Annotated in this window: 18 protein-coding genes and 3 pseudogenes; 10 read left to right on the forward strand and 11 right to left on the reverse strand. The window is 71.6% G+C overall.

The features are described from left to right. The first annotated feature begins 71 nt into the window (after nucleotides 1-71). From FDO69_RS12290 to FDO69_RS12300, 3 genes are all read left to right on the forward strand, one after another. Nucleotides 72-1,535, forward strand: a complete 1,464-nt coding sequence (locus FDO69_RS12290; RefSeq protein WP_104779816.1) for a sodium:solute symporter family protein — start codon at nucleotides 72-74, stop codon at nucleotides 1,533-1,535. A 66-nt stretch (nucleotides 1,536-1,601) separates the two neighbouring features. After that, nucleotides 1,602-2,582, forward strand: a complete 981-nt coding sequence (gene speB / locus FDO69_RS12295; protein WP_030838119.1) for an agmatinase — start codon at nucleotides 1,602-1,604, stop codon at nucleotides 2,580-2,582. Further along, on the forward strand, nucleotides 2,579-4,270 hold the full coding sequence (locus FDO69_RS12300) for a thiamine pyrophosphate-binding protein (protein ID WP_104779817.1): 1,692 nt from the start codon (nucleotides 2,579-2,581) through the stop codon (nucleotides 4,268-4,270). Before speB ends, FDO69_RS12300 begins: the two co-directional genes overlap by 4 nt. A 43-nt stretch (nucleotides 4,271-4,313) precedes the next feature. Here the strand turns inward: FDO69_RS12300 and FDO69_RS12305 are convergent, their stop codons facing one another. Further along, entirely contained in the window at nucleotides 4,314-5,120 is an 807-nt protein-coding gene (locus tag FDO69_RS12305; RefSeq protein ID WP_478131775.1) for an endonuclease I family protein, read from the reverse strand. A gap of 196 nt (nucleotides 5,121-5,316) precedes the next feature. On the opposite strand from FDO69_RS12305, the pseudogene FDO69_RS12310 reads away from it, so the two are divergent. Further along, a pseudogene (locus FDO69_RS12310) lies at nucleotides 5,317-5,490 on the forward strand (thiamine pyrophosphate-dependent enzyme); the annotation flags it as partial. Nucleotides 5,491-5,515: 25 nt separating this feature from the next. On the opposite strand, the gene FDO69_RS12315 reads toward FDO69_RS12310, so the two are convergent. The 3 genes from FDO69_RS12315 to FDO69_RS12325 form a co-directional block, all read right to left on the reverse strand. Beyond that, complete coding sequence (locus tag FDO69_RS12315; RefSeq protein WP_104779819.1) at nucleotides 5,516-6,160, reverse strand: hypothetical protein; 645 nt, start codon at nucleotides 6,158-6,160, stop codon at nucleotides 5,516-5,518. A 180-nt stretch (nucleotides 6,161-6,340) separates the two neighbouring features. Then, nucleotides 6,341-6,994 (reverse strand): DUF7691 family protein, encoded by a 654-nt coding sequence (locus FDO69_RS12320; RefSeq protein ID WP_234387913.1) that lies wholly within the window; start codon nucleotides 6,992-6,994, stop codon nucleotides 6,341-6,343. An 80-nt stretch (nucleotides 6,995-7,074) separates the two neighbouring features. Further along, on the reverse strand, nucleotides 7,075-9,360 hold the full coding sequence (locus FDO69_RS12325) for a mannosyltransferase YkcB-related protein (protein ID WP_104779820.1): 2,286 nt from the start codon (nucleotides 9,358-9,360) through the stop codon (nucleotides 7,075-7,077). 142 nt (nucleotides 9,361-9,502) lie between these two features. Here FDO69_RS12325 and FDO69_RS12330 point away from each other — a divergent pair, with 142 nt between their 5' ends. The 5 genes from FDO69_RS12330 to FDO69_RS12350 all read left to right on the forward strand — a co-directional run bounded on the left by FDO69_RS12330 (nucleotide 9,503) and on the right by FDO69_RS12350 (nucleotide 16,901). Continuing rightward, nucleotides 9,503-10,354, forward strand: a complete 852-nt coding sequence (locus tag FDO69_RS12330) for a serine hydrolase (RefSeq protein ID WP_104779821.1) — start codon at nucleotides 9,503-9,505, stop codon at nucleotides 10,352-10,354. A 134-nt stretch (nucleotides 10,355-10,488) separates the two neighbouring features. Then, nucleotides 10,489-14,208, forward strand: a complete 3,720-nt coding sequence (locus tag FDO69_RS12335; protein WP_104779822.1) for an ABC transporter ATP-binding protein — start codon at nucleotides 10,489-10,491, stop codon at nucleotides 14,206-14,208. A 109-nt stretch (nucleotides 14,209-14,317) separates the two neighbouring features. After that, nucleotides 14,318-14,710 carry a hypothetical protein gene (locus FDO69_RS12340; RefSeq protein ID WP_104779823.1) on the forward strand — a complete coding sequence of 131 codons (393 nt, stop codon included), beginning with the start codon at nucleotides 14,318-14,320 and terminating at the stop codon, nucleotides 14,708-14,710. A gap of 111 nt (nucleotides 14,711-14,821) precedes the next feature. Then, complete coding sequence (locus tag FDO69_RS12345; protein ID WP_104779824.1) at nucleotides 14,822-16,258, forward strand: S28 family serine protease; 1,437 nt, start codon at nucleotides 14,822-14,824, stop codon at nucleotides 16,256-16,258. 97 nt (nucleotides 16,259-16,355) lie between these two features. Further along, on the forward strand, nucleotides 16,356-16,901 hold the full coding sequence (locus FDO69_RS12350) for a DUF4760 domain-containing protein (RefSeq protein WP_104779825.1): 546 nt from the start codon (nucleotides 16,356-16,358) through the stop codon (nucleotides 16,899-16,901). Between the two features lie 29 nt (nucleotides 16,902-16,930). Here the strand turns inward: FDO69_RS12350 and FDO69_RS12355 are convergent, their stop codons facing one another. The 3 genes and pseudogenes from FDO69_RS12355 to FDO69_RS12365 all read right to left on the reverse strand — a co-directional run. Further along, complete coding sequence (locus tag FDO69_RS12355; RefSeq protein ID WP_104779826.1) at nucleotides 16,931-17,593, reverse strand: hypothetical protein; 663 nt, start codon at nucleotides 17,591-17,593, stop codon at nucleotides 16,931-16,933. 113 nt (nucleotides 17,594-17,706) lie between these two features. Then, nucleotides 17,707-19,539, reverse strand: coding sequence for a glycoside hydrolase family 3 protein (locus FDO69_RS12360; RefSeq protein ID WP_104779827.1), 1,833 nt, complete (start codon nucleotides 19,537-19,539; stop codon nucleotides 17,707-17,709). 333 nt (nucleotides 19,540-19,872) lie between these two features. Beyond that, a pseudogene (locus FDO69_RS12365) lies at nucleotides 19,873-20,372 on the reverse strand (LysR substrate-binding domain-containing protein); the annotation flags it as partial. On the opposite strand from FDO69_RS12365, the pseudogene FDO69_RS41895 reads away from it, so the two are divergent. Beyond that, nucleotides 20,360-20,599: pseudogene (locus FDO69_RS41895) on the forward strand (EamA family transporter); the annotation flags it as partial. The pseudogenes FDO69_RS12365 and FDO69_RS41895 sit on opposite strands and share 13 nt — an antisense overlap. Here FDO69_RS41895 and FDO69_RS12375 read toward each other — a convergent pair. The 4 genes from FDO69_RS12375 to FDO69_RS12390 all read right to left on the reverse strand — a co-directional run bounded on the left by FDO69_RS12375 (nucleotide 20,565) and on the right by FDO69_RS12390 (nucleotide 25,232). Next, nucleotides 20,565-21,749 carry a hypothetical protein gene (locus tag FDO69_RS12375; protein WP_104779828.1) on the reverse strand — a complete coding sequence of 395 codons (1,185 nt, stop codon included), beginning with the start codon at nucleotides 21,747-21,749 and terminating at the stop codon, nucleotides 20,565-20,567. The pseudogene FDO69_RS41895 and the gene FDO69_RS12375 overlap by 35 nt on opposite strands. Nucleotides 21,750-22,102: 353 nt before the next feature. Then, nucleotides 22,103-22,900, reverse strand: coding sequence for a sugar phosphate isomerase/epimerase family protein (locus FDO69_RS12380; protein WP_104780015.1), 798 nt, complete (start codon nucleotides 22,898-22,900; stop codon nucleotides 22,103-22,105). A gap of 32 nt (nucleotides 22,901-22,932) precedes the next feature. Next, the gene (locus FDO69_RS12385) at nucleotides 22,933-24,084 is read right to left on the reverse strand and encodes a dihydrodipicolinate synthase family protein (RefSeq protein ID WP_104779829.1); all 1,152 of its coding nucleotides are present in this window, start codon (nucleotides 24,082-24,084) and stop codon (nucleotides 22,933-22,935) included. Then, nucleotides 24,081-25,232, reverse strand: coding sequence for a Gfo/Idh/MocA family protein (locus FDO69_RS12390; protein ID WP_104779830.1), 1,152 nt, complete (start codon nucleotides 25,230-25,232; stop codon nucleotides 24,081-24,083). Before FDO69_RS12390 ends, FDO69_RS12385 begins: the two co-directional genes overlap by 4 nt. Between the last annotated feature and the right edge of the window lie 15 nt (nucleotides 25,233-25,247).

Below are 25,247 nucleotides of genomic sequence, written 5' to 3' on the forward strand. Positions count from 1 at the left end.
CGCAGTCGCTTTCCGGCCACCTAAGGTCAGTCCTCGTCACCCGCCGGCGACACCGATCGAAGGAGGCCCTCATGGCCGTCGACTACGCCGTCATCGTCGTGTACCTGGCCGGCATGCTGGCCATGGGCTGGTGGGGCATGCGCCGCGCCCGCTCCAAGAGCGAGTTCCTCGTGGCGGGCCGCCGCCTCGGCCCGTCCCTGTACTCCGGCACCATGGCGGCCATCGTCCTCGGCGGCGCCTCCACCATCGGCGGAGTGGGCCTCGGCTACCAGTACGGTCTGTCCGGCGCCTGGATGGTCTTCACCATCGGCCTCGGCCTGCTCGCCCTGTCCGTCTTCTTCTCCGCCCGCATCGCCCGGCTGAAGGTCTACACCGTCTCCGAGATGCTCGACCTGCGCTACGGCGGCGGACGCGCCGGGGTCATCTCCGGTGTCGTCATGTGGGCGTACACGCTGATGCTCGCGGTCACCTCGACCATCGCGTACGCCACGATCTTCGACGTCCTGTTCGACATGAACCGCACGGTCGCGATCGTCCTCGGCGGCTCGATCGTCGTCGCGTACTCCACCCTCGGCGGCATGTGGTCGATCACCCTCACCGACATGGTGCAGTTCGTCGTGAAGACCATCGGCGTGCTCCTCCTGCTGCTGCCCATCGCCGTCGTGAAGGCGGGCGGGTTCGGCGAGATGAAGGCGCAGCTGCCCACCGCGTACTTCGACCCGCTGGGCATCGGCGGCGAGACGATCTTCACCTACGTGCTGATCTACACCTTCGGCATGCTCATCGGGCAGGACATCTGGCAGCGCGTCTTCACCGCCCGCAGCGACCGGACCGCCAAGTGGGGCGGGACCGTCGCCGGCACCTACTGCCTCGCCTACGCCCTCGCCGGTGCCGTGATCGGCACCGCGGCCAAGGTGCTGTACCCGAAGCTCGGCAGCCCGGACGACGCCTTCGCGACCATCGTCAAGGACGAACTGCCCGTCGGGGTGCGCGGACTGGTGCTGGCCGCCGCCCTCGCCGCGGTGATGTCGACGTCCTCCGGCGCGCTGATCGCCTGCGCGACCGTCGCCAACAACGACATCTGGTCCCGGCTGCGGGGCCTCGGCGAGGCCCCGGCCGGGGACCACGACGAGGTGAAGGGCAACCGCGCCTTCATCCTGCTCATGGGTCTCGCCGTCATCGCAACGGCCATCGCGATCGACGACGTCGTGGAGGCCCTGACCGTCGCCTACAACCTCCTCGTCGGAGGGCTGCTCGTGCCGATCCTCGGCGGCCTGGTGTGGAGGCGCGGCACGGTCCACGGCGCCCTCGCCTCGGTCGTGGCCGGCGGACTGGCGGTCATCGTGCTGATGGCGACCTACGGCGTCCTCGCCAACGAGCCCGTCTACTACGGCCTGCTCGCCTCCCTCGCCGCCTATCTGGCCGTCTCCCTGGCCACCCCCGCCACCGACGCCGCCGTCCTGGCCGCCTGGCGCGAGCGGCTGGCCGGGCGGTCACCCGAACTCGCGTCCGAACCGGTCGCGGCTCCCCAGTAGAGTCGTAGTACAAGCAGCGCATAGCAGTACACACGCGATGAAGCGTAGGAAAGAAGGCATTTCTCCATGAGCAGCAACGAGACTCCGCGCGGGCCCGTCGACTCCTCCCGCGTTCCCCGGTACGCGGGCCCGGCGACCTTCGCCCGGCTGCCCCGGCTCGACGAGGTCGGCCGGGCCGATGTCGCGGTCGTGGGCGTGCCGTTCGACTCGGGCGTCTCGTACCGGCCGGGCGCCCGCTTCGGCGGCAACGCGATCCGCGAGGCGTCCCGGCTGCTGCGTCCGTACAACCCGGCGCAGGACGCCTCCCCGTTCGCCCTCGCGCAGGTCGCGGACGGCGGTGACATCGCCGTCAACCCGTTCAACATCAACGAGGCCGTCGAGACCGTCGAGGCCGCCGCGGACGACCTGCTCGGCACGGGCGCCCGACTGATGACCCTCGGCGGTGACCACACCATCGCGCTGCCCCTGCTGCGCTCGGTCGCGAAGAAGCACGGCCCGGTCGCCCTGCTGCACTTCGACGCCCATCTCGACACCTGGGACACCTACTTCGGCGCCGAGTACACGCACGGCACCCCGTTCCGCCGCGCGGTCGAGGAGGGCATCCTCGACACCTCCGCGCTGTCCCACGTCGGCACCCGCGGCCCCCTCTACGGCAAGCAGGACCTCACCGACGACGAGAAGATGGGCTTCGGCATCGTCACCTCGGCCGACGTCTACCGGCGCGGCGCCGACGAGGTGGCCGACCAGCTGCGCCAGCGCATCGGCGACCGGCCGCTGTACATCTCCATCGACATCGACTGCCTCGACCCGGCCCACGCCCCCGGCACCGGCACCCCCGAGGCCGGCGGCATGACCTCCCGCGAACTGCTGGAGATCCTGCGCGGGCTGGCCTCCTGCAACCTGGTCTCCGCGGACGTGGTCGAGGTGGCCCCCGCGTACGATCACGCGGAGATCACGTCGGTGGCCGCGTCCCACACGGCGTACGAACTGACCACGATCATGTCCCGCCAGATCGCCGCGGCCCGGAAGGACTCGGAAGCCAAGTGACACACGACCACGACCTGGTGCTCCGCCCCACGCCCGCCCAGACGGAGGCCGCCCTCAACCCTCCTCCCGGCCGCAACGGCGGAGACCTGGTCGTGGAGACGCTGGCCGGGCTCGGCGCGACGACCGTCTTCGGGCTGCCGGGCCAGCACGCGCTCGGCATGTTCGACGCCCTGCGCCGCTCGGACCTGAGGTACATCGGCCTGCGGGTGGAGAACAACGCCGGGTTCGCGGCGGACGCGTACGGCCGGATCACCGGTGAGGCCGCGCCCCTGCTGCTGTCGACCGGGCCGGGCGCCCTGACCTCCCTGGCCGCTCTCCAGGAGGCGGCGGCGGCCTCCGCGCCCGTGCTGGCGATCAGCAGCCAGATCCCGACGGCCGGCCTCGGCGGCGGCCGGCACGGCTACCTGCACGAACTGCCGGACCAGGCCGCCTCGTTCCGGGGCGTGGTCAAGTCCGTGCACACCGTCCGCACCCAGTCGCAGATCCCCTCCGCGATCGAGGCGGCCTGGACGTCGGCGCTGAGCGCCCCGCACGGCCCGGTGTGGGTGGAGATCCCGCAGGACGTGCTGCTCGCCGAGACGGCGATCCCCGTCGTGACGGGTGGGGACGCCTTCCCAGAGGAGCTGCCGCCGCGCCCCGAACTGACCGCCGTGGCCGCCGATCTGCTGTCGAGGGCCGCCCGACCGGCGATCATCGCGGGCGGGGGAGTGGTCCGGGCGGACGCCTCCGGCAAGCTCAAGCAGCTGGCGGAGCGGCTCCGTGCCCCGGTCGTCACCACGCCCGGCGGCAAGGGCGCGTTCCCCTGGAAGCACCCGCTGTCGCTCCAGTCCTGGATCGAGGACCGGCAGACCACCGACTTCCTGGAGGACGCCGACGTCCTGTTGGTCGTCGGCTCGGGACTCGGTGAACTCTCCTCGAACTACCACACGTTCAAGCCGCGTGGCCGGATCATCCAGATCGAGGCGGACCTCGGCAAGCTGGAGTCCAACCATCCGGCGCTGGGCATCCACGCGGACGCCCGCCTCGCCTTGCAGGCGCTGCTGGAGACGGTGCCAGAACGCCAGGACGCGACGGCGGCGGACCGGGTCCAAGGGGTGCTCGCGAAGGTCGCCGAGCGCATCGCCGGCCAGGAACTCACCCTGGAACAGGAGCTGCTGGCCTCCGTCCGCAGGGCTTTGCCCGGCGACTCCCCGTCCTTCTGGGACATGACGATCCTCGCCTACTGGGCCTGGTCGGCCTTCGACGCCCAGGGCCCCAACCACATGCACTCCGCCCAGGGCGCCGGCGGCCTCGGCTACGCCTTCCCCGCCGCCCTGGGCGCGGCGGCGGCCGACCCGACCCGCCCGGTCCTCGCCGTCTCCGGCGACGGCGGGGCCCTGTACTCCATCGCCGAGCTGGCCACGGCCCGCCAGTACGACCTGAACGTCACCTGGCTGATCGTCGACGACGGCGGCTACGGCATCCTGCGCGAGTACATGACCGACGCGTTCGGTGAGGCGACGGCGACGGAACTGACCCGGCCGGACTATGTCGCCCTGGCGGAGTCCTTCGGCGTCCCCGGGGTCCGGACGACCCCGGAGAACCTGGAGCAGGACCTCGCGAAGGCGCTTCGGGCGCCCGGGCCCTCGGTGGTCCTGCTCCCGGCCGTGCTGCGGATGTTCGCGCCGACGCACCTGGACTCGGACTGAAGAACGGCGGGCGGACCTCGAGGGACTTCAGCCGCAGAAGCGACTACCAGATGGCCTCGACCCACTCCGGGTGGTCGATGAACGGGTTGCGGTTGTGCTGGTAGGTGTCGTAGATGACCTGGTTGCGGCGCTCCTCGAAGGCGCTCGGCGGGTCCGCCTCGTTCCAGGCCTTCAGGACGGAGAGCTTGCCCATGTAGGGGTTGGAGCCGTTGTTGACCTTCTCGTTGGGCTCCAGGTCGGCGAAGCCGTCGCCGCCGTCGTAGCGCACGGCCATGTAAAGGATCATGCGGGCCACGTCGCCCTTGTCGGCGTCGCGCGGCGCGAAGGAGTCGGAGTCCGTGAGGCTGCCGCCCCCGCCGCTGACCGTGCTGCCGCCGTTGTCGAAGTCCTTGTTGCCGCGGATGCTGTTGACCTGTACGTCCGCCGGGCGCAGGTGGTGCAGGTCGGTGCCGGGGCCGGTCACCTCGCCGAAGTCGCCGTGGGACTTGGCCCATGTGTGCTCGCGGTTCCAGTCGCCGAGGTCGCCGCCGTTGAGGGACTTGCTGCGCGAGACACCGCTGTACAGCAGGATCACGTTGTTGGTGTTGTTCGGGTCCTGGTCGGTGACCTTGAGGGCGTTCCAGACCGCGGAGTACGAGATCTTCGAGGCGTTGGCGCTGATGATCGTGTGCAGGGAGGACTTCAGGCTCGTCCCCGTCTTGCCGACCGCGTTCTTGTAGTACGTCGTGTCGTACGCGGTCGTCGTGGCCGCGGCCGGGGTAGCGGTCAGGGTGGACGCGGTGAGGCCGGCCAGGGCGGCGGAGGTGGCCAGCGCCACCGGCTTCCATCGGCGTATCCGTGTTGTCGCCAGCATGTGGGGGTCCCATCTACGCGGGTTGATCGGAGGCGGCAAACGGGAGAGTGACATGGACATGCGGCTGTGTAAATGAATCTGACATGGCAATCAGGTGACGGAAACCGGCAAGTCGGTCGTCTTCTACGCGAGTTGACGCAGCGGCATGGCCCCCGACGGGCCTGCCGGGGGGCCGTTCGCTCCTGGTGGCGGGGAACTGGCCCGGCCGGACTGCGTCGCCCTGGCGGAGTTCTTCGGTGTCCCCGGGGTGCGGACGACGCCGGAGAGGCTGGAGCAGGACCTCGCGAAGGCGCTTCAGGCGCCCGGGCCCTCGGTGGTCCTGCTCCCGGCCGTGCTGCGGATGTTCGTGCCGACGCACCTGGACTGAGCGCCGGCCGGCCCCGCCTTGTCGTCTACAGGCCGTCGCGGACCATCGCGGCGACGATGTGAACGTGGCGGTCGGCCGCCGTGCCCGACCACTCGTTGTCGAAGTTCAGGCCGTAGGGCCAGAAGTGGCCGCCGCCGGTGGAGATCTTGGCGCCCGAGCCGTCGTACTGCTTGACCAGCGCGGTGGCCTGACCGCCGGTCCAGGTGCCGCTGCCGCCGAGCCGGGACCAGCCCGAGCTGGTGCCCACGCCGATGGTGTGGGCGATCTCGTGCAGGGCCGTCCGCTCGCTCATGTAGCTGCGGTTGCTGCCGAAGCGGATCGTGCCGTTGATGTTGCCGTCGGCGGTGGGAACGCCCGGTTCGTAGCGGACGGTGAGGGTCTTGCCCAGGTCGCTGAGGTTGTTGTAGCGGGCCACCGCCGCGTTCATGGCCTTCGTGATGAGGTCGTAGGCCGAGCGCTGGTCCGCGGTGGGGTTGCTCGCGCGGACGAGGGACCAGGTGATGGTGGCCGCCGCGGCGCGATCCCGGGCGGGGGCGGGGGGAGCCTGGGGAGTGGCGGCCCGGGCGACACCGGGGCCGGCCAGCAGTGCCGCGGTGAGGGCGGCGACGAGTGCCTTGCGCGGGCTCACGAGCGCCTTGTGCGGGCTCACGGCTGCCTTGCGTGGTCTCATGTGCGGATCCTCCTGTGGGGGGTGGCCGTCACGAAGCTTGCGAAACTTCGCACGACGTTCGGGATCTCGGACAAGCGGCGCCGCCGTTTCACTCAAAGCCCTTGAACGACACGGCAGTTGGCGCGCTGTCGACCGCAAGTATCCCGGCGGGAAAGACGGCGTCAAGAGTTCCGGCAGAGGTCAGTGGAACCAGAAGAGCAGGGTGTCGGGGTTCGTCCCGGGCCGCCGCGCCCCCTCCCACTCCTCCGCCTCGAAGCGCAGAGCGTCGGCGAACCGGCGCGCCGGGCCACGGAATTCGGGGTCGAGGCGGTCGAGCACGCGCGCGTAGGCATCGGCCAGGGCCGCGGCCCGCCGGGCCGGCAGGGTGCCGATGGCGGGCACCGCGTCGCCGGGATGCGGCAGCCGCAGCGGCGGGCCGCTGAACAGGAACGTGCCCGGGAGCAGGTCGGACGGTACGCCGTGCCGGGCCAGTTCGTCGTCCATGGCGTGGAACCAGGCCGGACGGCGCCAGGTGCCGAGGTCGGCCGGATCGGAGAAGTGCGCCGCGACGACCTGGTAGAAGGCGTAGCTGTACGCCGGACAGCGGTCGGTACTCGGGGTGCCGTCGATCAGCTCGTCGAGGGCCCGGCTGATGGAGACGTCCAGGGCGATGCCCTGTTCCCGGAAGCGGGCGTCGGTCCGCTCGCACTCCGTGCGCACCCGGGCGAGCGTGCGCTCCTGCTGCTCGGTCCGCTCCACCGCCGTGAGCAGCCGCACCACCGTTCTCATGTCGCCGGTGCTCATCTCCAGGCAGTAGCCCACCGCTGCGTTTCCCTTCACCCGTTCGCCGGACACCGGTGTCCATGATCGGGGACGCGGGAACGGCCCCGGACCGAGAAGTCGGGGGCCGTTCGATCATGCTGGGTTATGGCGGATCAGCCGACGTCGGACGGGTCGAGACGGTAGACGGCCGAACCGGACCCTGACGAGGAGCCGGAGCCGGCGGCTGAGCTGGGGCCGGAGCCGGAGCCGGAGCCGGAGCCGGCGGCTGAGCTGGGGTCGGAGCCTGCGCCCGCGGCTGAGCCGGAGCCGGAGCCGGAGGTGGACCCCGAGTCGGAGCCGGAGCCCGAGTCCCCGCTCGTGCTGTCGCTGTAGTCGCTCTCCTTCACCGCCGTGCCGTGCTTCTGCACCCACGCCGTGACCTCGGAGCTGACGGAGGAGCCGCCGCCCGGGCCGCCGCCCATGCCGCCGCCGAGCTGGATGTAATGCAGTTCGCCCTTCTTCACCAGTTCTTTGAGCTTGGCGAGCGTCATCGCCTTGTCGCTGCCGGACCAGCCCCACATCGAGATGACGGGCTCCCCGCTGCTCACGATGAGCTGGGCGGCACCTTGCGAACTCGACACGGCCAGCAGCCACTTGGCGCCGTCCTGGTGCTTCTTCAGGTACGCGATCAGCTCGCTGCTCGCGCCACCGCCGCCCATGCCACCACCGCCCGGGCCGCCCTGCGTGCCGCCGGGAGCCTGCCCGCCCTGCGTGCCTTCCGGAGCCTGCCCGCGCTGCCCGCTCTGCCCGCCGGACGGCATCCCGCCCCCGGGGAAACCGCCCCCGGCCTGAGCGTTGCCGCCCTGCCGACTGCCCTCACCGGGACCGCTCGAGCCCCCGCCCGGGATCCCCCGGCCACCACCGCCCCCGCCCCCGGGCCCGCCGAAGCCGCTGCCCGTGGTCGGCCCCGCCGTGGGGTTCGTACCGCCCATGCCGCCGCCCGCCCCCGACGAGGGAACCGACCAGGCGTACGCGGCCGGGCCCGCCACCGCCGCGACGACCGCGGCCGCCACCGACACCGTCAGCAGCCGCAGCCGCAGCACCGAGGCGCCGGAGCGGAACACGAACAGGCCCACCACGGCCAGCGCCATGACGACCAGGACGGCCGGCCACAGCCAGGTGTTCCAGCCGGAGGCCCGCCGCAGCAGCACCGCCGCCCAGGCGGCCGTGACGCCCAGCGCGAGCGGCAGCACCCACACCCACCGCCGGTCGGACCGGAACGCCCGCAGCAGCAGCGCCCCGCCGCCTCCGCACAGCGCCGCGATGCCCGGCGCGAGTGCGGTCGTGTAGTACGGGTGCATGGTGCCCTCGGCCAGGGCGAAGGTCAGGTAGTGCAGCAGGGTCCAGCCGCCCCAGAGCAGGAGCGCGGCCCGGGTGGGGTCCGTGCGCGGGGCGCGGCCGCACAGCGCCATGCCGCCGACGAGCGCGATGCCCGCGAAGGGGATCAGCCAGGAGATCTGACCGCCGAGAATGTCGTTGAACATCCTGCCGAGGCCCGCGGTTCCGGAGAACCCGCCGCCGCCTCCGCCCCCGCCGCCACCGCCGTTGCCCTCGCCGCCGAGGATCCGGCCGAGGCCGTTGTAGCCCATGATCAGGTTCCAGGCGGTGCCGTCCGTCGAGCCACCGATGTACGGCCGCTCCGAGGCCGGGACCAGCGACACGGCCGCGGCCCACCAGAAGCTGGAGACGGCCAGCACCACCGTGGCGAGACACAGGTTCACGACCCGCTTCACCACCGCCGGCCTCGCCGCGTACAGATAGACCGCGAACACGGCGGGCAGCGCGATGTACCCCTGCAGCATCTTGGTGTTGAAGGCGAGCCCGAAGCAGGCCGCCGAGCCGAGCAGCGGCAGCAGCCGGCCGTCGCGCGTCGCACGCAGCGCGAGGGCCGCGCCGGCCACCATCAGGAACACCAGCAGGGTGTCGGGGTTGTTGTCCCGGTTGATGGCGACCGTGATCGGGGTCAGGGCAAGGACGAGTGCCGCCACTGCCGCCGCCGCGTGCCCGAACACCCGCTTCACACTGGAGTGCAGGATCCAGACGGTGGCCAGCGCGGCCGAGATCATCGGCGCCATCATCTGCCAGGTGCCGTAACCGAAGACCCGGCAGGACAGGCCCATGACCATCAGCGCGAGCGGCGGCTTGTCGACGGTGAGGAAGTTCCCGGCGTCCAACGAGCCGAAGAACCAGGCCTTCCAGCTCTCGGTGCCGCTGAGTACGGCGGCGCTGTAGAAGCTGTTGAGGCCGGCGCCGGACAGGTTCCAGGAATAGAGCACCGCTGCCAGGGCGAGGATCGCCGGCAGCGCGGGGAGGGACCAACGCGGCGCGGGGGCGGCGTCCTTCGGCGGGGGCGGCGGGGACTCGGCGGTCCGGAGCTGGGGTTCGGTGGCAGATGTCACCCCAGCATGGTGGGGAGCTCCGGTGGGAGGCCGCTGTGCCGAAGCTGGCCGCCGCCTGTGAATCGGGCGGCTCCCGATAACGACTCGTACAAGCTCTCGTTGTTGATGCAACCTTTCGGCCACGTCCGTGAGTCAAGGGGGCATGACTTCTGGGATATCCCGCCGCGCGCGAGTGCTGGCAGCGGCCGTGGGTACCGGCGTGCTCGTGCCGCTCGTAGCCGCCGCCACGCCCGCCTCCGCCGCCCCTCCGGCCGTGAGCTGCACGTCGGCCAAGGCCGGGCTGGCCACCAAGCTGAAGAAGGACATCACCGCCGCGCTGGCCACCCGCAAGGGCACGGTCGCCGTCGGCCTCTACGACCGCAGCACCAACACCACCTGCACCCTGCGCGCGAGCTCGGCCTACGACTCGGCCAGCGTCGTCAAGGTCACCGTCCTCGCCACGCTGCTGTGGGACGCGAAGAAATCGAACCGGTACCTCACCGACCGCGAGAACACCCTCGCCAAGGCGATGATCACCAAGTCCGACAACGCGGCGACCTCCACCCTGTGGAAGCAGCTCGGCATGACGAAGATCAAGAACTTCCTCGCGGCCGCCGGCATGACGCAGACCAAGCCCGGAACGGACGGCTACTGGGGCCTGACCCAGATCACCGTCACCGACGAGCAGAAACTGCTGAAGCTCCTCACCGCCAAGAACGCGGTGCTCAGCGACAACAGCCGGGCCTACATCGTGAAGCTGATGGGCCAGGTCGTGTCGTCCCAGCGCTGGGGCACCCCGTACGGAGTGCCCTCGGGCGTCACCGTGGCCGTCAAGAACGGCTGGCTGCAGCGCTCCTCCAACGGGTGGCGGGTGCACAGCGTCGGCGCGTTCAAGGGCGGCGGCCACGACTACGTGATGACGGTGCTGACCCACGGCAACAGCACGATGAACTACGGCATCGCCACCATCCAGGCCGTGGCCAAGGTCATCCACAAGGACCTGGCGGCGAGCTGACCGGGTCCGGCCCGGCCCTCACCCTGCCGCCCCCTCGCGCTCGAACAGGAATCGAAACTGTTGCGGCGGGATGAAAACGGCCTTCGATCGCGTTGGTGCCTTCCGGCAGAGCAGGACGACTGGAAGGTACCGGCGTGACACCGAAACGGGGATGGGCACGACGACTGTGGGCCTACGCGTGGCGCCACCCGAAGGACGTCGTACTCGCCCTCGGCTCCTCACTGGTCGGCATGGCCGTCATGGCCCTCGTCCCCCTGATCACCAAGGTGATCATCGACGACGTCATCAGCGACCACACCAGGGACATGACCACCTGGGCCGGCCTCCTGATCGCCGCCGCCCTGGTCGTCTACGTCCTCACCTACATCCGCCGCTACTACGGCGGCCGCCTCGCCCTCGACGTCCAGCACGACCTGCGGACGGAGATGTACGGCACGATCACCCGGCTCGACGGCCGCCGCCAGGACGAGCTGTCCACCGGCCAGGTCGTCGGCCGCGCCACCAGCGACCTCCAGCTGATCCAGGGCCTGCTCTTCATGCTCCCGATGACCATCGGGAACTTCATGCTCTTCCTGATCTCCCTGGCGATCATGGGGTGGCTGTCCGTGCCGCTCACCCTGGTCGCCCTGGCCGTCGCGCCCGCCCTGTGGTGGATCGCCAAGCGCAGCCGTACCCGGCTGCACCCCTCCACCTGGTACGCCCAGGCCCAGGCCGCCGCCGTCGCGGGCGTGGTCGACGGCGCCGTCAGCGGCGTACGCGTGGTGAAGGGCTTCGGGCAGGAGGAGCAGGAGACCGGCAAGCTCCGTGAGGTCGGCCGCCGGCTGTTCGCGGGGCGGCTGCGCACCATCCGCCTGAACTCCGTCTACACCCCGGCCCTGCAGGCAGTCCCCGCGCTCGGCCAGGTCGCGATGCTGGCCCTCGGCGGCTGGCTGGCGGTGCGCGGGCACATCACGCTCGGCACGTTCGTCGCGTTCTCCAGCTACCTCGCCCAGCTGGTCGGCCCGGTCCGCATGCTCGCGGTGGTGCTCACCGTCGGCCAGCAGGCCCGGGCCGGTACCGAGCGCGTCCTGGAGCTGATCGACACCGAGCCGTCGATCGAGGACGGCCACAAGGACCTGCCCGCCGACGCCCCCGCGACGGTCGAGTTCGACGACGTCTCCTTCGGCTACGACGCCGACCGCCCCGTCCTCGACGGGCTGAGCCTCGAGATCCGCCCGGGCGAGACCCTCGCCGTGGTCGGTTCCTCCGGCTCCGGCAAGTCCACGGTCTCCCTCCTGCTGCCGCGCTTCTACGACGTCAGCCGCGGAGCCGTCCTGGTCGGCGGCCACGACGTGCGCGAGCTGTCCCTGGCGTCCCTGCGGGCGGCGATCGGACTGGTCCCGGAGGACTCGTTCCTCTTCTCCGACACGGTCCGCAACAACATCGCCTACGGCCGCCCGGACGCGACCCTCGAGGAGATCGAGAAGGCCGCCCGCGCCGCCCAGGCGGACCGTTTCATCACCGAGCTGCCCGAGGGCTACGACACCACCGTCGGCGAGCACGGCCTCACCCTCTCCGGCGGTCAGCGCCAGCGCGTCGCTCTCGCCCGGGCGATCCTCAGCGATCCGCGCCTGCTGGTCCTGGACGACGCCACCTCCGCCGTGGACGCGAGGGTCGAGCACGAGATCCACGAGGCCCTGAAGGGCGTCATGCGGGGCCGCACCACCCTGCTCATCGCCCACCGCCGCTCCACCTTGAACCTCGCCGACCGCATCGCCGTCCTGGACGGCGGCCGTCTCGCCGACATCGGCACCCACGAGGAGCTCCAGGAGCGGTCCCCCCTCTACCGGCGCCTGCTCACCGACCCCGACGAGCTGGGCGCGGTCTCCCCGGGGCACACCCCGCCGGCGTGCCCCCAGGAGGACACCTCGGTACGGGAGGAGCTGGACGCCGAGTTCGACGCCGAGCGCGGGGTCACCCCCAGGCTGTGGACCGGCGACCGCGAGCGCAAGGACACCGCCCTCGCGGAGAGCCCCGCCACCCCCGAGCTGCTGGCCCAGGTCGAGGCGCTGCCCCCGGCCACCGACGTCCCGGACGTCGACGAGGCGAGGGCCGTCCAGCCGGAGGAGTCCTACGGCCTGCGCCGGCTGCTGCGCGGCTTCGGACCGCCGCTGCTGATCAGCCTCGCCCTGGTCGCCACCGACGCGGGCATGGGCCTGCTGCTGCCGGTGCTGATCCGGCACGGCATCGACTCGGGCGTCACCGAGGCCGCGCTCGGCGCCGTGTGGGCGGCGGCCCTGCTGGGGCTGCTGACGGTGGTCGTGCAGTGGGCGGCCCAGATCGGCGAGATGCGGATGACGGGGCGTACCGGCGAGCGGGTCCTGTACTCGCTCCGGCTGAAGATCTTCTCCCAGCTGCAGCGCCTCGGCCTCGACTACTACGAGCGTGAGCTGACCGGGCGGATCATGACCCGGATGACGACCGACGTCGACGCGCTGTCGACGTTCCTGCAGACGGGCCTGGTCACGGCCTTCGTCTCGGTCGTCACCTTCTTCGGGATCATGGTCGCGCTGCTGGTGATCGACGTGCAGCTCGCGCTGGTCGTCTTCGCGACGCTGCCGCCGCTGATCATCGCCACGTTCTTCTTCCGCCGGGCGAGCGTGAAGGCGTACGAGCTGGCCCGCGAACGCGTGTCGGTCGTCAACGCCGACCTCCAGGAGTCGGTGTCCGGGCTGCGGATCGTCCAGGCGTTCCGGCGCGAGGGGGACGGCGGGCGGCGGTTCGCCGAGCGCAGCCACAGCTACCGTCAGGCCCGCATCCGGGGCCAGTGGCTGATCTCGGTGTACTTCCCGTTCGTGCAGTTCCTGTCGTCGGTGGCGGCCGCCGCCGTGTTGATGGTGGGAGGGGCCCGGGTCGACGACGGGACCCTCGCGATCGGCTCGCTGGTGGCGTACCTGCTCTACATCGATCTGTTCTTCGCGCCCGTGCAGCAGCTCTCCCAGGTCTTCGACGGCTACCAGCAGGCGACCGTCTCGCTGGGCCGCATCCAGGAGCTGCTCCGGGAGCCGACGTCGACGAAGTCCGCCGACGAACCCCTGGAGGTCCTGTCGCTGCGCGGCGACATCGCCTTCGAGGACGTGCACTTCGCCTACGGGACCGACGAAGAGGCCCTCGGCGGGGTCGACCTGCGCATCCCGGCCGGGCAGACCGTCGCCTTCGTCGGCGAGACCGGCGCGGGCAAGTCGACCCTCGTCAAGCTCGTGGCCCGCTTCTACGACCCCACCGGCGGCCGGGTCGCCGTCGACGGCACCGATCTGCGGGCCCTGGATCTCACCTCGTACCGGCACCGTCTGGGGGTCGTCCCGCAGGAGGCGTACCTCTTCCAGGGCACCGTCCGCGACGCCATCGCCTACGGCCGTCCCGACGCCACGGATGCCGAGGTCGAGGCGGCGGCCCGCGCGGTCGGCGCGCACGACATGATCGCCACCCTGGAGGGCGGCTACCTCCACGAGGTCGCCGAGCGCGGCCGCAACCTGTCCGCCGGGCAGCGCCAGCTGATCGCCCTGGCCCGCGCCGAGCTGGTCGACCCGGACGTGCTGCTGCTCGACGAGGCCACGGCCGCTCTGGACCTGGCCACGGAGGCTCAGGTCAACCAGGCCACCGACCGCCTCGCCGGCCGCCGCACGACCCTGGTCGTCGCCCACCGTCTCACCACCGCCGCCCGCGCCGACCGGGTCGTCGTCATGGATCACGGCCGGGTCGCCGAGGACGGCACGCACGAGGAGCTCCTCGCGCGCGGCGGGCGGTACGCGGAGCTGTGGCGGACCTTCATCGGCGCCGCAGAGCCGGAGGAGCCGGTCGGCGCGTCCCGCTGAGCACCCCCGACACCGCTTCCGTAACGCCCGTGCAACCATCCGACATACGTCATGCGTCCGTACATGCGTACGCCGATGGTCGCGGAGGACGCGGTACGGGAGGACGACAGTGCACAGTGGAGCCATACGCCGGCGGCTCGCGCTCGGGCTGGCCGTGCTGACCGCCTCCGGGCTGCTCGCCGTCGCGGCCCCGGGCGAGGCGCAGGCCGCGACCTTCGCGCTCTGTCCCGGGCGCAAGGTCCGCACCCTGCCGTTCTCCACGGGGACCGTGCTCGTCTACAAGCGCGGCGGTTACGTCTGTGCCGTCACCCTCACCAAGAAGCCCGGCGCCAAGCGCACGATGTCGGTGAGCGTGCAGGCGCGCGGCAACCGACCGGTCGTGGACCAGGGCAAGTACGCCCACCACGCGGGCCCGGTGACCGTGCACGCCGGGCGCCGCTGCGTCTGGCTCAAGGGCCAGGTCGGCAGGGGGAAGTTCAGCTCCGGCTGGATCATGTGCTGACACCCGCCCGGTGACACGCCCCCGCGCACAGGGTTTTCCCTATGTCCCCTGGTGCTCCGGTGAGTTGGTCCGCTAGCTTCCGGCGCACATCAGTCTCACAGGGGAGTGCGCATGCGCAAGGCGCTCAGATGGCTGCTGGCGCTCACGGTGCTCATAGGCACACTGGGCACGGCGGGAGCGGCCACCGCCGCCGACGCCGCCGGCACCGACAGCACCACCGACATCAAGGAGAGACTGCTCTCCATACCGGGCATGAGCCTGGTGGAGGAGAAGCCGTACACCGGCTACCGCTTCTTCGTCCTGAACTACACGCAGCCGGTCGACCACCACAAGCCCTCCAAGGGCACGTTCCAGCAGCGCATCACCGTGCTGCACAAGGACGTCTCGCGCCCGACGGTGTTCTTCACCAGCGGCTACAACGTCTCCACGACACCCCGCCGCAGCGAGCCCACCCAGATCGTGGACGGCAACCAGGTCTCCCTGGAGTACCGCTTCTTCACCCCGTCCCGGCCCGCCCCGGCCGACTGGTCCAAGCTGGACATCTGGCAGGCCGCCAGCGACCAGCACCGCGTCTTCAAGGCGCTGAAGGGCATCTACGGCAAGAAGTGGATCTCCACGGGCGGCTCCAAGGGCGGCATGACCGCCACCTACTACGAGCGCTTCTACCCCCGGGACATGGACGGCGTCGTCGCCTACGTCGCCCCCAACGACGTGGTGAACAAGGAGGACTCGGCCTACGACCGCTTCTTCGCCCGGGTCGGCACCGAGGAGTGCCGCGACCGGCTGAACGCCGTGCAGCGCGAGGCGCTGGTGCGCCGCGAGCCGCTGGAGAAGAAGTACGCCGCCTACGCCGAGGAGAACGGCCTCACCTTCACCACCATCGGCAGCCTGGACAAGGCCTACGAGGCCACCGTCCTCGACTACGTGTGGGGCTTTTGGCAGTACAGCCTGCTGTCCGACTGCGACAAGATCCCGGCCGACGCGAAGAACGCCACCGACGACGCGATCTGGGACTCCGTCGACACGATCTCCGGCTTCTCCGCCTACGCCGACCAGGGCCTCACCACCTACACGCCGTACTACTACCAGGCCGGCACCCAGCTCGGCGCGCCGACCATCCAGTTCCCGCACGTCGAGAAGCGGTACATCCGCTACGGCTACCAGCCGCCCCGGAACTTCGTCCCCCGGGACATCCCGATGAAGTTCCAGCCGTCGGCGATGCGTGATGTGGACACCTGGGTCCGGCACAACGCCCGCCACATGCTGTTCGTCTACGGCCAGAACGACCCGTGGGGCGCGGAGCCGTTCCGCGTCGGCAAGGGGGCGAAGGACTCCTACGTCTTCACCGCCCCCGGCATGAACCACGGCGCCAACGTCGCGGGCCTCGTGCCGGCGCAGAAGGCCCTCGCCACCGCCCGCATCCTCGACTGGGCCGGCGTCGCCCCCGGTGCGGTGCAGGCCGACCCGCAGGCGGCGAAGCCGCTGGCGAAGTTCGACGCCAAGCTCGACAAGCGGGACGTGCAGCGTGAGATGACGCTGCGCCCGTAACCGCCCGCTGCCCGCACACGACCGCCCCTCGGCCTGCGGACCGAGGGGCGGTTCGCATGTCCCTGCGCTCGCGGTGAATGCTCCGTACGGTGACCGGATGGACAGCTCTGTCGTCTTCAACGTCGTGACCACGGCCATCGCCGTCGTCGCAGTGGTGACCTCCATCGTGTTCAGCGCACGGCAGGCCCGCACCGCGAAGCACGCCAACCACATATCGGTGCTGATCGACCTGCTCAGGGAGTTCCGGTCCGCGGAGTTCCACGAGCAGCACGACTACGTCTGCACCCGCCTGGCAGCCGAGCACGACCCGCAGGACGGAGTACGCGGGTTACCGGCCGAGGCCAAGGCGGCCTTCTGCAGCGTCGTGTACTACTACCAGTCATTCGCCAACCTCGCCGTCTTCGGACTGCTCGACCAGACACTGCTGGTCACGGTCCTGCGCACCCGGATCGTCTCGGTCTGGAAGGCCGTCCGGCCGTTCGTGGAGCGGGAGCGGGAGTTGCGGGGCGAGGACAGCGGCGGAACCTATCTGTCGAGCTTCGAGGAACTGGCCCGGCTGGCGGCAGACCTGCCCCCGGAGCACGTCCGCGACCAGATGGCCGAGGCCCGGCGACGGCTGTCGCGCAGGGGGCTGATGGGTTGAGGCGGTCGATCGCGGACGCCCGCCCCCGCTCACAGCGGCCGGGCGCACCCCACGGGCCGCTTCCCGCCCAGCCGGACGTACAGGGCGGTCGGGCCGGGGCAGTCGGACCGCTCGGCGACCGCCCGGACCACCTCGTACTGCGGCTGCCGCTCGCCCGTGCCGTCGCAGGCCGTCTCGTGGACCTTCCCGTCGCCGGAGTCGTAGACGCAGTCGCCGACGATCGTGCGGGGCCCGCCCCCGCCGCCCGGGTCACCGGGATGCGGCGGCTGGAGGTTGCGCATACAGGCATAGCCCTGCGGGACCGTCCCGTCGCCGTCCTCGTCCAACGCGGGCCGCTGCTCGCTGATGTGCAGCACGAAGTCGGTGGCCGAGGGGCAGCGCGGCCCGTCCCGCACCGTGCCGTCGTGCCGCGCCGCGACCCGGGCCGCCGCCCGTTCACCGGTGCACGGCACCTCGGTGAAGCTCGTCGTACCGAACGAGGAGCACTCGCCGACCGCGAGGAACACCGCCCCGTACCCGGAGGGCCGGGTCGGCACCGGCGACACCGTGGCGGTCCCGGTCCTGCCGGTCGCCGACTCGCCCAGCCTGCCGTCCTTCGCCACGCCTCCCGACGGACTCTGGCAGCCGGTCAGCAGCGCGCCGATCAGAACCAGGAGCCCGCAGACCACCCCCACAAGACTTCGCTCACGCATCGCCGACCCCCCGAGTGTGCTCGCCCAGCGTGACCCGCCGTAGCGGGCGCACGCCAGGCACACAGGGCGGTTTGCGCACGTTGGGGGTGGTGCGCACGGTCTTTGGCGTACGTCTAGTACGACAGCCCGTAGCCGATGGGGTACAACACCTGTTCCGGATCATCCGCCCGTTGCACCGGCACAGGCAGCTTCCCGCGCGGCCTCACCCGCCCGGCGATCACCCGTGCGACGGCCCGCAGTTCGACGTCGGTCCAGGAGTAGGCGGCCAGGCAGGCCCGCACGGACGGCAGCCGGGCCACGTCGTACGGATTGCGGATCGCCACCGCCACGACCGGCCTGCCGGTCGCCACGAGCTGCTCCACCAGCGTCTTCTGGCCGCTGTTCGCGGTCACGTTGTACGTGGCGGCGACCACCGCGTCCGCCTCCCGCGCCGCCGCGACCGCCTGGGCGACGGTCGCGGCGGACGGGGCCGTACCGGTCGACAGGGCCGTGGCGGTGAAGCCCAGTTCGCCCAGCGCGCCGGCGAGTACGCCCGTGGGCGGGCCGGTCGTGCCCGACGGCGAGGCCGGATCCGCGCCGACCACCAGCACCCTGGGGTGCCGGCGCCGCGACAGGGGCAGCAGCCGCCCCTCGTTGACGAGCAGCGTGGTGGTCCGCTCGGCGATCCGGCCCGCCGCCGCCCGGTGCGCCCGGGTCCCGACGGCCCGGTCCACACCGCCGTGACTGACGTACGGCGAACGGAACAGCCCCAGCTTGGACTTCAGCCGCAGCACCCGCAGGATCGACGCGTCGAGCCGGGCCTGCGTGAGCTCGCCCTCGCGCACCGCCGTCAGGACGGCGTTCCACGCGAGGTCCAGGTCGGGCGGGTTGAGGAGCTGGTCCACACCCGCCTTCAGCGCGAGCACCGGCACCCGGGCGTCGCCGTACTTGGTCCGTACGCCCTCCATGCCGAGGGAGTCGGTGACCACGACCCCGTCGTAGCCGAGGCGTTCGCGCAGGATGCCGGTGACGATCGGGCGGGAGAGGGTGGCCGGGTCGCCGGAGTCGTCGAGGGCCGGGACCATCAGGTGCGCGGTCATGATCGAGTCGATGCCCGCGGCGATGGCCGCCCGGAACGGCGGTGCGTCCAGCTTCTCCCACAGCTCCCGGCTGTGCGTGACGGTGGGGAAGCCGGTGTGGCTGTCCACGTTGGTGTCCCCGTGGCCGGGGAAGTGCTTGGCGGTCGCGGCGACCCCGGACCCCTGGTACCCGGCGACCTCGGCCGCCACCAGCCCGGCCGCCGCCCGCGGGTCGGCGCCGAAGGACCGTACGCCGATGACCGGGTTGGCCGGGTTGACGTTCACGTCGGCCACGGGGGAGTAGTCCTGCCGGATGCCCATCGCCCGCAGCTCGGCGCCCGCGATCCGGCCGAGGGTGCGCGCGTCGGACCGGGACCCGCCCGCGCCGACGGCCATGGCCCCGGGGAACAGCGTGGCGGGCTCGCCCACCCGGGCGACGATCCCGTGCTCCTGGTCGGTGGAGATGAGCACCGGCAGCCCGCGCGGCAGTTCGAGGGAGGCCTTCTGGATGCCGTTGGACAGCTCGGCGATCTGGTGCGGCTCGCGGGTGTTGTGCGCCCAGGTGAAGTAGATGATGCCGCCGACCCGGTACTTCGCCACCAGCTCGGCGGCCGTGCGGACCCCGATCTCCTTGAGGTTGGCGTCGATGTCGGCCTGGTCGGGGGCGGTGGCGGAGTGGCCGTAGACCCGCATGACGAAGAGCTGGCCGACCTTCTCCTGAAGCGTCATGCGGGAGACGAGGGCGCGCAGCCGGCTGTCGTCCTGGGCGGTGGCGTGCGCGGGCCCGGCGGCCGCGAGGGCGGCGGTGACGCCGGCCGTGGCGGCGAGGACGGTACGTCTGGAGGGCTGTGCGGTGTTTCCCGTGCTTCCCGTGCCGGTGTCCTGCACGTGCGCTCCTTCCGGAGGTGATCCGCTCGGATCCACTGAAGGAAACTTCCAAGACGTCACGAATATCCGGGAAGTTTCTGCCAGTCAAGGGAACGCGCAGCAACCGCGAAGGGGCCGCCACCGGCGCGATGGAAGGGGGGGCGCGCCGATGGCGGCGGGTGCCGCCGGCCGCGGTACGGCGGAGAGGGTGGTCAGCGATCGCAGCCAGTGGCGAGGGCCGACACCGCACCGTGGTGACTCTCCGACGGCCTGCGATTGGACGGGGCCGGTCCGCCCCGGGTTCCCGACTCGGCCCGGATTTCCGCAAGTCGGGACGCAGGGGACACCAGGAGGTCAACGGGGCGGATGAGCCGTCACTTCCGGCCACTGCTCGCCGAGCACCCGTACGGTTTCCACGATGGCCGGACGCCGGGCCGCCCCCGCCCGCCACAGCGCGTACAGCCGCCGCACCGGCATCGGGTCCGGCACCTCCACCACCCCGGCGGGCAGCGGCCCGCGCCCCAGCCGGGGGATGAGCGCGACACCCGGCCCGGCCGCGACCAGGGCCACGAGGGTGGGATTCTCGTCGGCCTGGTGGACGATGTCCGGCTCGTGCCCGGCCGTGCGCAGCGTCCGCAGCAGCCAGTCGTGGCAGACGCGCCCCGGCGGCTGGCAGATCCACCGCTCCCCGCCCAGCTCCTCCCGCCGTACGGCGGCCCGCCCGGCGAAGCGTGCCCCTCGGGGACGAGCAGGTCGCACAGGTCGTCGCCGATGACCGCCTGCTCCAGGCCCGGCGGGGCGGGCAGCGGCGCGATGTCCCAGTCGTGCGCGACGGCGAGGTCGGCGGCACCCTTCCGCCTCCACCGTGGCCCCGTTCTCCCTCCTGGTCCCGGTCTTCGGCATGCCGTCGGCGTTCCTGTTCCTGGGTGCACCGGTGAGCCCCCTGCGGTGGTGCGCGGCGGCGCTGCCGGTGGGCGGGGTGGGACTGGCGTCCCTCGCACCGCGCGGCACCGCACCCGCGGTGTCCCAGGGCCCGACGGCCGCTGTCAGGACGCCTCGACCAGCATCCCCGGCGGGCTGACGTGGAAGGTGCGGGCCCGTACGCCGAAGCCCGTGTCGCCGTCCAGGTGGCTGTCGTCGTCCCAGGTGATCAGCACGCTCTCCGGGCCGTTGCCGAAGGCCGTCGCGGCGCAGGTGTGGGACCGGTGCCCGGGGTCCGCCGTGCTGACCCGCACCGGGTCGCCGAGTGAACCCTGGCTCTCCGAGCAGACCTTGGCCATCACCGTCGGCACGGTGTCGTGCGTGTCCGCGCTCTCCTCGACCCACGCCATCAGGAAGCGTCCGTTCGGCAGCCGGGACAGGGCCGGGGAGCTCCGGGTGACGCCCCTGGGGTTCCCGGCCGTGATGTCGAAGGTCTCCGTGCCGTCCGGCTGGAAGATGCTCGCGGCCACCGTCGTCTGCGGTTTGCCCAGGTCGCTGGGCTGGATGCCCTCGATGTGCGCGACGACGAAGCGTCCGCTGTCGAGCAGGGTGATCGCGTTGACCCCGGTGAAGCCGCCGACGTCGGGCTGGATCTCCCCGCCCAGCGGGTTGCCCTCGAAGTCGAAGAACCGCAGGGTGAGTCGGCCGCCGCCGATCGACGAGGGGTCCGTCGACCACGCGACGACGACGTTGCCGTTGGTGAGGATGGATGCGGCGGGCTTCTCGTGGAAGCCCTCGGTGGTGCTGACCGTGAACTCCGGTGTCGCGGGGCCGCCGTCCGCGTGGAAGCGCCGCGCGCGGATGCGCCGGTCGGGGTGCCGGCTCGCCCAGGTGACCAGCACGCCACCGTCGATCATGAACGCGAGGCACGGCCTGACCTGCGGATCCGCATCCTCCGTGACCAGCGTCCCGGGCCCGGACTTCCGGCCCTCGGTGAACCGTTGGAGCTTCACGCACGGGCTGGGGCCCGGCGTGTCGAACGGGGTCTCCAGCCACACGGCGAACTGGCCGCTGATCCCGGCGGACAGCACGGACGGCCACAGCGGCCGCACCCCCGGCCCGTCCGCCGGCTGCGTACTGACCGCGAACTCGTCCCCCAGCTTGTCGCCGTCGTCCCCCAGGAACCGGCCCTTGATGACGAAGTCGCTCTCGTCCGACCACAGCTCCAGGAACTGCGTGCCGAACAGGGCGTCGACGGCGGGCTGGAGCTGGTCGCCGGACTTGGTGGTGTTGACGAGGAAGTCAGCCATGGCTGCTCTTTCGAATCGGGGCGAGGTGAAGAGAGAGCACTGCGACCGGCCGAGTCCTTGGGAAAAGCGTGTCACGCCCGGGGGGTGGCTGCATCCGGAGCGACACGGACCGCCCGGACACGCCGGCCTGCCTTCCGGGTGCGCGTGCCCCTGCGTCTGTCCTTGCTCCTCCGGTGCGCGTGCTCCTGCGTCTGGCTCTGCTTCTCCGGTGCGCGTGCCCCTGCGTCTGTCCTTGCTCCGCGGGTGCGCGTGCCTCGTCACCCGCCGCTCGGTTCCCCTCGGCGCGGGCCCGACACGCCGCTGCCCCGCCCCCCTGGTCGACGGGGCGGGGCAGCGGCCCGGTGTGGGGCCGGTCAACGGGTGTGTTCGGTGAACCTCTGCGCCGTCTCCGCCAGGACCTCCTGGCCGTCCCGGGCCCACAGGACGTCGTTGAACAGCTCCACCTCGATGGCACCGGTGTAACCGGCCGCCTCCACGTGGTCCTGCCACTCGCGCATGTCGATCGACCCGTCGCCGATCTGACCGCGGCCGGTGAGGACGCCCTCCGGGAGGGGAGTCGTCCAGTCGGCGAGCTGGAAGGTGTGGATGCGGCCGCCCGCACCGGCCCGGGCGATCTGCGCGGGCGCGGTGTCGTCCCACCAGATGTGGTACGTGTCGACCGTGACGCCGACCTGCTGCGCCGGGAAGCGTTCGGCGAGGTCCAGGGCCTGGGCCAGGGTCGACACCACACAGCGGTCCGAGGCGTACATGGGGTGCAGCGGCTCGATGGCGAGGCGGACGCCGTGCCGCTCCGCGTAGGGGCCGAGTTCCGCGAGGGCGTCAGCGATGCGCTCCCGGGCGCCGTGCAGGTCCTTGGAGCCCGCGGGCAGCCCGCCCGAGACCAGGACCAGCGTGTCCGTGCCCAGGATGGCCGCCTCGTCGATCGCACGGCGGTTGTCCGCCAGTGCCTCGGCGCGCTCCGCCGGGTCGATCGCCGTGAAGAAGCCGCCCCGGCACAACGTCGTCACCGTCAGTCCGGCGTCCCGGACCAGCTTGGCGGTGGCCTCCAGGCCGTGCGCCTGCACCGGCTCGCGCCAGAGCCCCACGTTGCGGATGCCCAACCGGGCGCAGCCGTCCGCCAGTTCCGGCAAAGAGAGCTGCTTCACCGTCATCTGGTTGATGGAGAAGCGCTCCAGCGACTCGCTCACTGGTGCACCCCGTACATGCTCAGCAGCGTCTTCATCCGCTCCTCCGCCAGCTTCGGGTCGGGGAACAGCCCCAGCCCGTCGGCCAGTTCGTACGCCGTCGCGAAGTGCGGCAGCGAGCGGGCCGACTGCAGGCCGCCGACCATCGTGAAGTGCGACTGGTGGCCCGCCAGCCAGGCCAGGAAGACCACACCCGTCTTGTAGAAGCGGGTCGGGGTCTGGAACAGGTGCCGGGAGAGCCCGACCGTGGGGTCCAGCAGATCGCGGAAGCCCTGCACATCGCCGGTGTCCAGGGCGCGGACCGCCTGAGCCGCCAACGGACCCAGCGGGTCGAAGATACCGAGCAGCGCGTGGCTGAAGCCCTGCTCGTCGCCCGCGATCAGCTCGGGGTAGTTGAAGTCGTCGCCCGTGTAGCAGCGCACGCCCTTGGGGAGCCGACGGCGGATGTCGATCTCGCGCTGGGCGTCCAGCAGGGAGACCTTGATGCCGTCGACCTTGTCGGGGTGGGCGGCGATGACCTCCAGGAAGGTGTCCGTCGCCGCGTCCAGGTCGGCCGACCCCCAGTAGCCCTCCAGGGCCGGGTCGAACATCGGGCCCAGCCAGTGCAGGACCACCGGCTCGGCCGACTGGCGCAGCAGATGGCCGTAGACCTCCAGGTAGTCCTCGGGGCCTGAGGCCGCCGCCGCGAGTGCCCGGGACGCCATCAGGATGGCCTGCGCGCCGGACTCCTCGACGACCGCGAGCTGCTCCTCGTAGGCCGCGCGGACCTCCGCGAGCGAACCGGAGGTGATCTGGTCGGTGCCCACGCCGCAGGCGATCCGGCCGCCGACCGACTTGGCCTCGGCCGCCGACCGGCGGATCAGTTCGGCCGCGCCCGCCCAGTCCAGGCCCATGCCGCGCTGGGCGGTGTCCATGGCCTCGGCGACGCCCAGCCCGTGGGACCACAGGTGGCGGCGGAAGGCGAGGGTGGCGTCCCAGTCGACCGCTGCGGGCGAGTCGGGGGAGACGTCCGCGAACGGGTCGGCGACGACGTGCGCCGCCGAGAAGACCGTGCGGGAGGTGAAGGGCGTGCCGGGGGTCACGGCCAGGGGCTCGGTGCGGGGCTCGTAGGTCCGCAACGCCCCGCCGGCGCCGGGGAGTCGGATCGTCACAGCGCGATCTCCGGCACGTCGAGACGGCGGCCCTCGGCCGAGGACTTCAGGCCCAGCTCGGCCAGCTGCACACCGCGGGCACCGGCCAGCAGGTCCCAGTGGTAGGGGGCGTCGGCGTAGACGTGCTTGAGGAACAGCTCCCACTGGGCCTTGAAGCCGTTGTCGAACTCGGTGTTGTCCGGGACCTCCTGCCACTGGTCGCGGAAGACCTCCGTGGCGGGGATGTCCGGGTTCCAGACCGGCTTGGGGGTGGCGCTGCGGTGCTGGACACGGCAGTTGCGCAGGCCCGCGACCGCGGAGCCCTCGGTGCCGTCGACCTGGAACTCCACCAGCTCGTCGCGGTTGACGCGGACGGCCCAGGAGGAGTTGATCTGGGCGATCGCGCCGCCCTCCAGCTCGAAGACGCCGTAGGCGGCGTCGTCGGCGGTCGCGTCGTACGGCTTGTCGTTCTCGTCCCAGCGCTGCGGGATGTGCGTGGCGGTGAGCGCCTGGACGGACTTCACCCGGCCGAACAGCTCGTGCAGCACGTACTCCCAGTGCGGGAACATGTCGACGACGATGCCGCCGCCGTCCTCGGACCGGTAGTTCCAGGAGGGGCGCTGGGCCTGCTGCCAGTCGCCCTCGAAGACCCAGTAGCCGAACTCGCCGCGGATCGAGAGGATCCGTCCGAAGAAGCCGCCGTCGATGAGGCGCTTCAGCTTCAGCAGGCCCGGGAGGAAGAGCTTGTCCTGGACGACGCCGTGCTTGATGCCGGCCTCGTTGGCCAGCCGGGCGAGCTCCAGGGCGCCGTCGAGACCGGTGGCGGTGGGCTTCTCGGTGTAGATGTGCTTGCCGGCCGCGATGGCCTTCTTCAGGGCCTCCTCGCGGGCGGAGGTGACCTGCGCGTCGAAGTAGATGTCCACCGTCTCGTCGGCGAGGACCGCGTCCACGTCCGTCGAGACGTGCTCCAGCCCGTGCTGCTCGGCCAGCGCCTTCAGCGCGTGCTCGCGGCGGCCGACCAGGATCGGCTCGGGCCACAGCACGGTGCCGTCGCCGAGGTCGAGGCCGCCCTGCTCGCGGAGGGCGAGGATGGAGCGGACCAGGTGCTGGCGGTAGCCCATGCGCCCGGTCACGCCGTTCATGGCGATACGCACCGTCTTGCGTGTCACGTCGTTCCCTTCGTA

The organism is Streptomyces tibetensis (genome assembly GCF_007655005.1).
Taxonomy (GTDB): Bacteria; Actinomycetota; Actinomycetes; order Streptomycetales; family Streptomycetaceae; genus Streptomyces; species Streptomyces tibetensis.